This window comes from Paenibacillus sp. strain BS8-2 (assembly GCF_054483835.1).
The window spans coordinates 65,970-78,231 of record NZ_CM137010.1; the positions used below are offsets into that span (position 1 = coordinate 65,970).

General features: G+C 51.1%; 8 protein-coding genes. 2 read left to right on the plus strand and 6 right to left on the minus strand.

What is annotated here, in order from left to right; all coding sequences use genetic code 11:
* Positions 1-80: 80 nt before the first annotated feature.
* A complete protein-coding gene (locus ACX1C1_RS00280; protein WP_458955204.1) occupies positions 81-890 on the plus strand; it encodes a helix-turn-helix domain-containing protein in 810 nt (269 codons plus the stop codon).
* Between the two features lie 81 nt (positions 891-971).
* On the opposite strand, the gene ACX1C1_RS00285 is transcribed toward ACX1C1_RS00280, so the two are convergent.
* Complete coding sequence (locus ACX1C1_RS00285) at positions 972-3,557, minus strand: beta-mannosidase (RefSeq protein WP_458955205.1); 2,586 nt, start codon at positions 3,555-3,557, stop codon at positions 972-974.
* Positions 3,558-3,801: 244 nt separating this feature from the next.
* Between ACX1C1_RS00285 and ACX1C1_RS00290 the strand changes: the two genes are divergently transcribed.
* Positions 3,802-4,821, plus strand: coding sequence for a LacI family DNA-binding transcriptional regulator (locus ACX1C1_RS00290; protein ID WP_458955206.1), 1,020 nt, complete (start codon positions 3,802-3,804; stop codon positions 4,819-4,821).
* 108 nt (positions 4,822-4,929) lie between these two features.
* Here the strand turns inward: ACX1C1_RS00290 and ACX1C1_RS00295 are convergent, their stop codons facing one another.
* The 5 genes from ACX1C1_RS00295 to wsfD are packed head-to-tail and all read right to left on the minus strand — an operon-like array spanning position 4,930 to position 12,251.
* Positions 4,930-5,793, minus strand: a complete 864-nt coding sequence (locus ACX1C1_RS00295; protein ID WP_458955207.1) for a diguanylate cyclase domain-containing protein — start codon at positions 5,791-5,793, stop codon at positions 4,930-4,932.
* Positions 5,774-7,852, minus strand: coding sequence for a cellulose biosynthesis cyclic di-GMP-binding regulatory protein BcsB (locus ACX1C1_RS00300; RefSeq protein WP_458955208.1), 2,079 nt, complete (start codon positions 7,850-7,852; stop codon positions 5,774-5,776). The genes ACX1C1_RS00295 and ACX1C1_RS00300 overlap by 20 nt, the downstream gene beginning before the upstream one ends.
* A 46-nt stretch (positions 7,853-7,898) precedes the next feature.
* Positions 7,899-9,149 (minus strand): glycosyltransferase family 2 protein, encoded by a 1,251-nt coding sequence (locus ACX1C1_RS00305; protein ID WP_458955209.1) that lies wholly within the window; start codon positions 9,147-9,149, stop codon positions 7,899-7,901.
* Positions 9,150-9,153: 4 nt separating this feature from the next.
* Positions 9,154-10,743, minus strand: coding sequence for a hypothetical protein (locus ACX1C1_RS00310; protein ID WP_458955210.1), 1,590 nt, complete (start codon positions 10,741-10,743; stop codon positions 9,154-9,156).
* Positions 10,740-12,251, minus strand: a complete 1,512-nt coding sequence (gene wsfD / locus ACX1C1_RS00315; RefSeq protein ID WP_458955211.1) for a glycan biosynthesis hexose transferase WsfD — start codon at positions 12,249-12,251, stop codon at positions 10,740-10,742. Before wsfD ends, ACX1C1_RS00310 begins: the two co-directional genes overlap by 4 nt.
* Positions 12,252-12,262: the final 11 nt, after the last annotated feature.

Sequence of the window (12,262 nt, forward strand, 5' to 3'; positions counted from 1 at the left end):
AATCGGATACCGGAATCCCATACACTGTGTTATCCTGTTCCATATACTTTCTTTCACAATTTTTAGAGAGGTGGTGTGTCATGGACTTCACTGCCATATGGACATACGAGCCCAAGCTATCGAGGTACCATTATTTTCTCGATAAACCAGCCTTCGAGCTAGCTGTCGACCTTCTGCCACACTGGGCTGCCTTCGCGATCGAGAAGGGCAGCTGCGTCTACCGGATTGGCGAAGAAGAAGGAACGGCGGGAGAATGGGAGGTCCTTGTTTGTCCGCCATATACAAGCTTTCATCGTCAAACGTCTGGGCCCATCACATTCCACTTCTTCGTGTTTGATTGGGTTGACGGCTCGGGCGCCCGGCTAGAGCCTTCGAGCTACCCTCTTGAAGCCAAATGGAAATTCCAGGACGGCAGCCGTCTGTTCTCCTCCTTGCAGTGGCTTCGTTCCCATGGATGGCATCAGGAAGAAACGCCGCTTCACCGCCAGAACCATCTCTGGAACGATATTATTCGTCTCTATGTCATGGAGCAGGAAGAGCTTGACCGAACAGCGGTTATGCAGCAAGATGATCCGCTCATGCAAGAGGTGCATGCCCATATCGAGGCTGCTTATGACCAGCCTCTGCAGATCCAGGAGCTCGCTTACCGCTTCGGACTCAGTCCCGTGCAGCTATCGAGGCGCTATCAGCGCGCATACGGCTCCAATCCTTCCGAACAGCTTTTGCGCCTACGCCTCTGGAAGGCTTGTTATCTGCTGACGCATACCCGCTTCTCCCTTGACGCCATCGCTCAGCGCTGCGGTTTCGCGAACGGCTTTTATTTGAGCCGAGTGTTCACCAAGCAGCGAGGGATGTCGCCTTCTGCTTACCGGCTGGCGAATCGAGTGTAGGACATAAGACAAAGGAAATGGCGGTGCCAGGGATCATCCGATCATCCTTGGCACCGCCATTAGTTATTGCTTCAATTCAAGTTATGCTTCAGACAAGTAGTCAATCATGGAGCTTGCCGTAATTCGTCCAGCAGATGCCGGGCTGCTTGCGACCTGGCCTTCGGCGCGATGACGGAACTCCACCTCCACCGGCATGCCTGGCAGTACATCGAAGAAGTTATCCGAGAATCGTCCATCCTCTTCGGCACGCAGCCATACTTGTTTCGCCAACGAGTCCGACGTTACGATGAACCTTGTTCCGCCGCTTCCTTCGACTTCCGTTACGCGCACGTCAGTCCGTGCCAGCTTGAGCTCCTTCGTGTACGAGAAGTAATGAGATCTTCTGCTCATAACCTGCTCCCCTTGCACAAGCTCCGCAACCAGCACAACACGATTCGCGTCTCGACCGGACAACCATTCAGCCTCATCCGCGGCATACACAAGAGTCGAATGATTACCTCTTGCTGCAAACGGTTCTTTGATCTCAGCCAGCATCTCACCATCAAATGAAAGCAACGAGATTCTTAGCTCTCCTTCGATAGGAGCCAGCGAGTCCGTAATCGCAAAGATTCGCAGCTCACCTTGCTCCGTACGTTCGAACGATACCAGCGTATCCGCGAAGCTGGCAGTCGCAAAGTAATGCATCGCTTTCCATTTTCCATAGTAGTCAATGCCAGACCAGGACGCAACCGGCCAACAGTCGTTCATCTGCCAATAGAGTGTTCCCATGCAGCGGGGCATATTTCTCCGGTGCGCTTCGATAGCCATCTTCATGGCTTCCCCTTGCAAGACCTGACTTACGTATAGGAACGAAGGGAAATCCTTCGGCTTGCTCATATAGATGTCCATATATTCTTTGATGAGTCGATTGCCTGCATTGTTTTTCTGATGCGCGAGCATGACCTTTGATTCCAGCTCCATGTCGCTTTCTTCGGCAAACGTTCTTACTGTGTCATACTCCGGGAAGGACTGGAAGCCATACTCGCTCATGAAACGTCCGACTTTGACATTGTAATTCTCGAACGGCTCCACCGAATGCCATACGCCCCAGTAATGGATATCGCCTTCCTGTGTCAGCGGATGCGAATGCTGCCCAATATCCCCCGTCAAGTCGATCATCGGAGAAGAAGGCCAGTAGTCCATGCCGGGAGCAAGCTCAGTCACGATCTTTGGCAAGATGCGGTGGAAGATTGCCTCATAGCCCGCCCAGATGACTTCACGTTGCTCGCTCGTATAATTTTTCTTCCAGCCCCAGCCGCCAGTCTCGTCGTATTGCGACCAAGCCGTATCGATCTCGTTATTGCCGCACCATAGCACAATGGATGGATGATTGCGAAGCCGCTTAACGTTCTCCTCTGCCTCCAGCCTGACGTTCTCAAGGAACTTTTCATCCGATGGGTACATGCTGCATGCGAACATAAAGTCTTGCCATACCATAATTCCGTATTCGTCGCACAGCTCGTAGAACGCAGGCTGCTCGTAGATGCCGCCGCCCCAAATGCGAAGCATATTCATGTTGGCTTCGACCGCGGAGACGATCTCGTGACGGTATCTCTCCTCTGTCACTTCCGTAATAAAGCTGTCATTCGGGATATGGTTGGCGCCTTTGGCGAATACAGGAACACCATTCAGCTCAAAGTAGAAGCTCGCCCCCAGCTCATCCTTGTCGCGTACGAGACGAACCGAACGTAATCCCGTTCGAACGGACTTCATCGCCATTGGCGTAAGTCCCCCCGCTGCCGTGTATGCCGCTTGGAACGTATACAAGTGCGCTTCTCCAAGTCCTCTGCTCCACCACAGCTTTGGATTCTCGATCTCGACAGGCACCTCGATAATCGTAACCCCTTGTTTGAGAAACGTTTGGACAGACCATGTCGAAGTGCCATCGGTTACCGTGACCGTACCTTCGCCGTCCGCTTCGCTTTCTATCTCTACGCCTACTGCCAGCTTGGCCAGATCGTTTGTTACCACATCCTGACGAACAAATACATCACTCATCCGAACATCGGACCAGCCCAGAATACGCACCTCACGCCAGATCCCGCTCGTCACAAAACGAGGACCCCAATCCCAGCCGTAATGATACGGTGCTTTTCGCGCGAATACGCTGACCTTGTCTTCACCAAGCCCGCCAAGCTCGGATTGATCGTTTGATGCAGGCAGATTGTAACCAAGCGTCTGAATCTTAGGCAGATCCTCGTTCACCGGAGAACGGAATGTAATATGGAGCTTATTGTCACGCTCCTTGACGAGCGACCTAATATCCGCCCGCCACGTCCGGAACATGTTGTCTGTTGAAAGTATGGCTTTGCCGTTAAGCGTGACGTCCGCATACGTATCAAGCCCGTCGAATACAAGCTCCAGCATAGACATGTTCAGCCATTCGCCGTTTATATCAAAGGTCGTTTCGTATTCCCAATCCAGCTTATCGATCCATTGCAGGTCATGTTCGTTCGTCGCATAGAACGGATCCTTAATGACACCGTTACGGTGCAAATCCGTGTGCACGCAGCCCGGAACGACGGCAGGCAGCCAATCCCGTTCTTTGCTGGACTTAAACGTCCAGTTCTGAAGTGAAAGGCTGGCTACAGGCTGATCTTCTTTCATAATCGCTCTAGATACAGTCATTCTGATCTCTCCCTCAGTTGTTGTCTCTTCTATACTCAACCTCAATCGAATTTCAAAGCTATCAATTTCATAACAAATGATAACAGAGCCTAACTTTATGGTCAAACAACATTTTTGTTATGTTTTGTTAGGATGATATCCTCCCCTCCACACATCCCCAGAATGGCGAATGGTTGCGGAATTCCGTCTATCGATGCTACACTTAGCGCATATCTTCTGATCCTAACAAAAGAGGAGAAGACTTATGCGAAGTAAAGTCACCATACAAACAATCGCCGACAGCGTAGGGTTATCCAAATATGCAGTATCACGGGCGTTAGCCGGCAAATCAGGTGTCAGCGCCGAATCGAAAGCGATCATCCTGCACAAGGCGGCAGAGCTTGGTTATCGCAAGGAACCGGTCTCCGTCCGTGCAGCGAGCGAGTCGTACAGCAGAAATTCAGTTATGATTGATGAAGAGCATGAACAATGGAGCGGTAGCGTGCTTGTTCTATTCCCCGACGTCAGGGCTCAGAATCAAGAATCGGCGTACTGGGGACCGCTGTTCGAAGGCATCACTGAAGGCCTAAACGCTAAGGGCATCAATATCGTATCGCTCACGAAACCGGATATTGATTCCATGTTTTCCTTGCTTAATCCGCAGGCCCTCATGGGCATGATTACCGTCGGCAATATTTCGTCCCCCATCCTGCATGAAGCTGGCCGCCTCGGCATACCAGTCGTGATGGTGGATCATTTGGATCCCAGCTTCCCCTGTGATACGATCTTCTCCGACAACTTGGCAGGGATCAACGATGTGATGTCGGACATGCTCGGCAGAGGGTACCGGCGTTACCAGTTTATCGGTAATATCGAAGAGGCATACAGCTTCTACGAGCGCTGGGTCGGCTTTAGCGTCTCGCTAATGAATGCGGATATTGCTCATGTGCAAATTCCCGAGCTGCTTCGTATCGATTACGAAAGTTATAAAGAAACGATTGCTGCAGCTTTCGCTGCAAGACCTCTTCCGGAAGTGCTGGTCTGCGCCAATGATTATTATGCTGGCGTGACCAAAGAAACGCTGCAGGAGCTTGGTCACTCTACCAAAGACATGATGTTCACCGGCTTTGATAACATGCGCCGAAACGTCTCATCCGTCACGATTAACGTCGAGGAAAAACGGCTAGGCCTGAGAGCCGTTGATCAGCTGTTATGGCGATTACGTAATCCGGATGCCAGCCCCGAGCGAATGCTGATCCGAGGCGAATATATGACGAACGAATAAATGATTGAATGAATGCAGCTGACCTGCCTTCGGACTTTACAACAATAAACCCCGTGATGGATGCATGCAGCCTCTCAGGCGCAGCTTGCAGCAACACGGGGTTTCGTATTATACATCATATTCCAGCTGCTTTCTCGCTTTGTCGATGAAATCAAGCGGCGACGAAACCGTCTCCGGATCATATTGATATTCGCCGATTCGAAGCTGGAATTCCACCGGGAAGCCGCCCTCACCATCCCGCTCATTGAACCGCTCCATATTCGTATTGAGACGGTTCGCGACGATCCTCGACCCCTCGATATCGGTAAATAGCAGCATCCCCCACGTTGCATTCTCCTTGTCGAGGATATACAACGAATCGTTGCTGCGAATGCTGCTCTCGCTGAGCTCCGAGAGACGGAACAATGCATCGGCGATACCGTCGTCCGCAATAATCCGTCTGACATCATGCCAATACCTCACCTGCATAACGAGCAGCGTCAGCGGGATTCCGTATCTTGTAGACAATGCCATGTAGACAGTGGCATCCTTCTGGAACGAAAGAATGTTACGCAAATTCGTATTACGATCCATTGTAGCTAATCTATCATTGGCTTCCTTAAGCGCCTCCGCATCTATGTGCAATTGCTTCATGCCGCTGGTCATCATCCAAATCGCAGCCGTGTAGAGCGGCGCCATCAGCAGCCAGAAGTACGACTCTGTTGCAATCGTATCGCCGATCGCTAGGGTCTGATACAACATCAACGTGCCATAAGCAAATATAAACACAATGTTCAGCACTAAACCTGTTGTCACATTGATGAAATACGTCAATATGCCGATCATAAAAGCGGTGTTCAGCATTAGAATATTTAGCAAATACCGATCGGGCTCGCTTGACACAAACATGATGCCAATGAAGCAGAGAATCAGAAACGCGATGAAGCCTGTATCGGCAATTAAGCCGCCCCCCTTACGTTTCACGATCGCCACCCCGCTTCCTCCGATATTTGCGGACGATCATCAGCAAAGACAGAAGCACAAGAACGAGCACCAGCGCGGCAGCCGTCAGAAATTGCAGCACATCCTCTCGATCCACAACATCTCCAATCGTTCGAGAAACCCCCTCTTTCTCAGCCAGCTTGAAGCGATACGATTGGATAATTCCGTCAGCATCCGTCAAGACCGCATCTCCTGCCAGCTTCCAACGTTCAGCCTCTGAAGCCATTAACTTAGAAGCCAGATAAGCGTATTCGTCTGTAGATCCCGTCACTGCCAGCATGCCGTTGCCAGCCGCCAAGGGAGATTCCAGCAATTGAATAATGCCGAGCCTGCCGCCATATCGGGGATCGATACTCTTCTTTTCGTTAGAAAGAAATGTTCGACCGTCCTCTCCATAGGAGAAGTACAGCTCCGAATTGATTCCTCCAACCAATTCGTTATCCGCCGAGCTTCCGATCACGATGATATTGGAATCGCGATAAGCTCGCTCATCATCCTGATCGTCAAAGAAATGAAGTTCTCCCGTGTTGCTCTCGGCATATTGACCTAGCAGACTAAACAAATTCGATATCGAACCCAAGACATAACGATTCTGCTCCTTCGGCAGGACGACTGCAATTTTATGAAAAACGCCATCCCGAAGAAAGGGGTACGGATAGTTATCGAGCACAAGCTCCGTGCGATCCAGCGTATTAAGCTGCAATTCCGAATCCGCACCGACGAACGCCCAAGGCATCTCCTGCCCGTTAGACACGCATGAATCGCCTTCAAGCTCCAGATCAAATGCGGTTGTCACAACGAAGTTGCCCGATATATTCGCATTCCGCGGAATCGGAACCATCAAGGTATCATTGTCCGCCCAATCCGGATTCAACCTCTTGCTGCCGATTGGCTTGCCATCGACTAGCAGTGTGACCAAGGAACGGCTGAAATCGAGATTACGCGAATAGCGAAAATCCAATGTAATTTTGCTTGCCTCCGCTATCGAACGATTCGCAGGCAAAGATACGAAATAAGAACGAGTCTGATGTCGCGAGCCTGTAATGAGATCTCCGCGCTCCGTAAGCATAATCGATCGGCTCACGGAGTCCGCCGGCATGTCAACGACCAATTCCTCTGTCACGATCCTGCTGTCACCATCGAGCTGCAAGGCCAAGTCGGCATTCGCCAGCAGCCTCCCGGCCTTTGGCAGCATATCAGGCTTTTCCGCGGTGACAACGAGAAAATGTGTGCCTCCTGCATCTACCCTTGTGACGCGTGCATCGACACTTCCCTCTGTCATTCCCAGACCCGCTGCTACCTCTACTGGTAGATGATCTCGCTGCGCCACCAAGATTACATAATTCCTTTTCTTCCATGACTCGTCCGAATACGCAACAAGCGGAATCGGCGCATCCTTTGTTTCGCTGGCTCTTGCCAGCCCGGCGATGACATGCGCTGCGGTCTCCAGCTCCTTGGGCGAAGCATCGTCAGGCACGACTACGACCCGCCGATCAAGCGCGGCGGCGTCCTGCCCCGCGAATCGGCGATAGAATTCGCGAATGCCCTGTCCCAGTGGTTTCTCAACATAATCGATTAAGATGACCGAAGTTTTCGCAATTTGCAGCCAGTTGTCCCGCTCCTCACCATGCAGACAGGATGACTCAGCAGTAACATTGGTACGAAGCGCTCCTTGAATGGTCAACTGATTAGAGCCAGCAGCCAACAAGCGACCAGGGACGGGAACCGTCAATGAGCTAGTCTGCTCCCCTTCCATGACGGGGCGGAACGAATAGAACGGGGTCCCGTTCATCAGCAGCGTCACGCTGGATTTCTCCTTGGCGGCAAGCGGAGAAGCCTTGTAGTCCAGCTTGATCGACGTTTGATTCACCGTCCAATATTCAGGAATATTGATGTAGCTTTGATAGGACGGCCACATCCCCTGTAAGGCTTGATCAGCCCCGGTTATAATAATCGGATAGGGCTCTGCTTCCCCTTGGCTCATGCATTCAGTCACCCCTACTCCTTGAAGCAAACTAATGATCCCGATCAACCAGAGTATTCTGCGCATATTGTTACTCCTTTCCTTCTTCATCTCAGTGTGCCTCAGACATGTCCTAATACCGCTCCGTCTTGTACCACGTCAGCTCACGCCTCAATACCAAATCTCTTATGAAAATATACAAACCGTAGAGCGCTACTACCATCCAGAGCTGGCAATACGTCACGTACATCAATGCGACGATCCCTAGATTGGACAAGCTCATCTCGCCTTTCTCCGTGGTCAGCGTGACAAAGGTACCCACGATAAACAACACAATCGCGAGCACCCATAAGAGTGTGCTGAAGCCGGAAATGGTTGTGTAGACGAGACCGAGCGCGTGCAGAATGAGGATGGCATCGGACATGAGAAGAGAAGTCAAAAGCAGGAAGTAAATGGACATAAAATATAGAAGATCGAACCGGATCGCTCTGCCCTCGCGACGGAAGAGCAGCGGAATATTTTTGACGATGACATAGATATTGCCCTTCGCCCATCTTGATCGTTGCTTGAACCATACCGGGAGCGTCTGCGGTTCTTGTTCCCATGTAACTGACCTCGGCTGAAACTTAATCCGATACCCCATCCGATAGATCCGGAAGCTGATCTCGGTATCCTCCGCGAGCGCCTTGGTATCCCACCCGCCGATCTCCTCCAGAATCGACCTCCGCACGATGAAGTTGGTGCCCGGTATCGTACAAAGCTTAAACAGCTTCCATCTGCCTGCTTGCGCCATCCACTGAAAGGATAATGTCTCGATATTGATAAATCGCGTCAGCAGACTGACATCGTGGTTTCTCGTCCGAAATTTGCCGATGACGGCTCCGAGCTTGTTATCAGATATAAGCTCGGCAACCAAATAGAGAAGCGCTTTTCGTTCGGGCGTATTATCCGCATCGTAGATCGCTATGATCTCGCCGCGGCTATGCTGCAAGCCGATGTTCAACGCATTCGACTTCCCCTTCCCCCCGGTCACGTTATCCGTATTCAGGATGATCAAGCGTCGGTCCGCATTGGCAGACTGAAGCTCTGCAAGCTTCTCTTCGCTATTGTCGGAGGAGTTGTCGTTAATGACGATGATCTCGTAGCGGTCATGCGGATATTCCAGTCGCAGCAACGCTTGTACAGTTGGCACGATCACCTTCGCTTCGTTATGGGCGGGAACCATAATGCTCACGAACGGATACTCGCCACGTATGACCGGCTCCGGCTCATGCTCGCAAGCGACATAATACCAATACCCTGCCATGATAAGGAGAACGTTCACAAGCAACAGGGACCAGATACAAAACACTGCGATTACCATTAGAATATCCGCTGCCGTCATGAGACTAGTCACCTCCGCCTTTCATATATTTGCGACGATACAATCGGTAGCCGACAAGCAGAATAGCTCCGAATACAACAAGTGCGAACACGATGATGGTCAGATAAATGTAATTTTGAATCGTAAACAACCGCTCGAAGCTCTTTGGCCCATCTTGCCCATAATCGAATTCATCACTGACCTCCTCAATCGTTTGACTGAGTCCTACCTGCTCACCATCCAAGTACAGAATACCGTCTCGCGAACCCATGATGTGCCGAGTAGTGCGCGTCTCATGTTCTCCATACTTGTAATCCGCGAACGGGATTCGGCTATCCCTCAACCGCAGAAGGGACTCTTCCATCTCTGTTTGGGATGAATAGAAGTCCAATGTAATGGCCAAATCGACCGGTAATGTCTCAACGTCACCTCTTTGCCAATACGGCTCGATCTCGTGCCAAGCCGTGTCTAACATGGAGGATGCAAATACGCGTGTCGGAATCCCTTCTGTCCCAACCAGTAAGGAAGGGTCGGGCGGGGCGAACAGGAGTGCCGAATCGAAGGGCTCCATGCCATCTTCGACGTAGCCCATTTCCTCCCGCCACCAATACGCCGCATCCGCGCCGGTTCCCAACGGAACGATATCGTTCTCTGCCAGCGTGTTCAAAAATACTTCCGTCTTCTCCTTCAATGTGCTAGTCTCGATCCCGGCTGCTGGCGACAACACGGAAGCATTGGCAAAGATCGTCCCGTTGCGGGACTGAGCCCCCCGAAGCATCTCCGTATACCGCTTCATGGCAGGGAAATCCGTATTGCGATACACGGGTCTTACGGAATAAATGAACGGGAGCCCAAGCCGATAGAGCTCGCCGGACAAATCGTGCAGCAGCCCTAAATCGGAGAACGGATATATCTCCTTATAGACCAAATACGCATGGCCTTGCCTGCTGAGGCCAAGCCAATCCCGAATTAAATATCCCAGCGCTATACAAGAAGGCGCTCCCTTGCGGAAAACGGGCACGTATGCCGTTGTGCCTAGACGAACGCCAAATGGCGCTTCTCTGCTTAATTCGGTCCATACGACCCGGCCATACGAGGTCCCCAGGGCAGAAGAGATGTAAGGCAGCCGCTCGGGAGCACGAACAAAGTCTGCAAGCCGCAGCGGCCCCACAGACAGACGAGCTTCTCCAAGCTCCGATATCCCTTGAATCAGCTGAAGCGATGCTGCCCGCTGCTCGTCCATCCCTGCTCCGACATGTAGATAATGACCCTTATAATTCGATAATTCCTCATGCAGCTTAGCGTAACCGCCCTCTAGTTCTGTATGATTGCGGATCGCGATCACCGCATCATAATCACGAAGAGGTGGTACGGCTTGATCCGAAAGCCGCAAGAGCTCCGCATGCACGCCCATGGCCGATAACAATCTCAGCAATGCCTCTACATTGCCACTGTTCGGCGTTCCAATCGCGAGACTGTCATAAACAACGAGCAGGTTAACATCCTTTGCGACAGGATTAGCCGCTGCGCGTGGATTCGACGATAGCGACAATATCATCAGACTTACAAGGAACATCATCAGGAGCTTCGACATGCTTAAAAAACTCGCTCTCATGTTAATGCCCCCCTTCCTGCCCGTCTCACCGACCGCCAGTACCAACTCATGATCAGATCTGACACGGCTACAAACGATACGATGTCGAACATCACGGTGAACAGGAATTGATGCTTGGATAGATCGGCATCGCCAGCGCCGATCAGAGATACAGCAATTCCAGACAACCCGATTAGAATAAACATCACAAGCAGCGGCAGCTTAATCGCCTGTCGCCAAGCCTTGGCCTTATATGCTCGCAGAAAGGAGGGGAAGTAGAAGCCGATAATGATCGCCATCCAGAGCAGGATGAAACCGAAGGTTCGCGGAGCAACCGCTTCTTTGTAAGTGCTATAAGCTGAAAAAAAAGAAGTGTGCGCGCCAAAAGGTCTGTCCTCGGCTCGCTCAAAATTACCCATTGCAGGCGGCCGTATCGTAAATGCATGACGAGCAGACAAATGAAGCAGCTTGATTGTCTGACCAGGATGAGCAAGGTAATATCCTACTAACGATGTAAAGCCATACCGGTCATAAAAGGTGTTCTCCAGCAAAGGAGCATCCACATCAACGGTTGTGTAGCGCTCGTAATAATTACTGCCCGCAAGCAGTGCGTATTGCCTGTCGATTCCGAAGTGGCGAAGCGTCTCCTCGGGGTTGTCCGACACTAACAAAGCGCCTCGAGTCATCGCATGATACTGATTGATATGGACAAATTGCTGTGGGATCAACGCATACGTCGCAGCTCCCGCAACGATAAACATGACAAGCATGCCACAGACAATGGAGCGGTACGTGCGCGACTTGTTGGCGAATACAATGACCCACCCCGCCGTTCCGGCTATGATCCCAACCGGCGCGTTCTGTTGCTTGGAAGTCGTAAGCAGCAGCATTGCGGTTGCCAATATCGCGAGCAGGACATAATCATTAAATCGTTTGCGGCACAGAAGCAACAATGAAGAGACCACGAACAACGACATCAGCAGAACGATACTCTCCCCGTAGAAGGAATTTAAGTAAGCCGTGTAGCCAGTATCTCCGAAGATAAACACCGCTAGGAAAGCAATGGGATATCCTAACTTGTTTGGCGTTCTCCAAGTTAACCCTTCGACCAGCAAATAAACAGCCGCAACAAGCAGCACCCACAATACCCCAGCCTGCACCCGAATATCAAAGATGACATCGCTGACGAACAAACGGTTGATCCAAAGGGATAATCGAATGAACAAAGACTGCGAAGAAAACAACGCCTCCGAATATTCGTTGTAATATTGCATGATCCCGTATTGCCTTATAAAATAGCCGAAATATTGATCGATATAGTCCGGCGCATTGAAGTATAACCCGTTCCCGTAAATGATCCGTGAGAAATCGCCGTTGTCCGCCATCCCGACGTACGGAGGAATAAATAATGCAACGGCAGATACTACCCCAACAAGCATGGCAGCAAGAATCGATGGCGACATATATCGCAGTAATCGTTTTGATGTCCTAGATAACGTCGTTCCTCTTCCAGGCACCCATTCCTGCATCCTTACGCCTC

Coding starts and splice junctions, on each gene's coding strand:
- ACX1C1_RS00305 (WP_458955209.1), bottom strand. CDS start 9,149: ATGACGGCAGCGGATATTCTAATGGTAATCGCAGTGTTTTGTATCTGG.
- ACX1C1_RS00285 (WP_458955205.1), bottom strand. CDS start 3,557: ATGACTGTATCTAGAGCGATTATGAAAGAAGATCAGCCTGTAGCCAGC.
- wsfD (WP_458955211.1), bottom strand. CDS start 12,251: ATGCAGGAATGGGTGCCTGGAAGAGGAACGACGTTATCTAGGACATCA.
- ACX1C1_RS00310 (WP_458955210.1), bottom strand. CDS start 10,743: ATGAGAGCGAGTTTTTTAAGCATGTCGAAGCTCCTGATGATGTTCCTT.
- ACX1C1_RS00280 (WP_458955204.1), top strand. CDS start 81: ATGGACTTCACTGCCATATGGACATACGAGCCCAAGCTATCGAGGTAC.
- ACX1C1_RS00300 (WP_458955208.1), bottom strand. CDS start 7,852: ATGCGCAGAATACTCTGGTTGATCGGGATCATTAGTTTGCTTCAAGGA.
- ACX1C1_RS00290 (WP_458955206.1), top strand. CDS start 3,802: ATGCGAAGTAAAGTCACCATACAAACAATCGCCGACAGCGTAGGGTTA.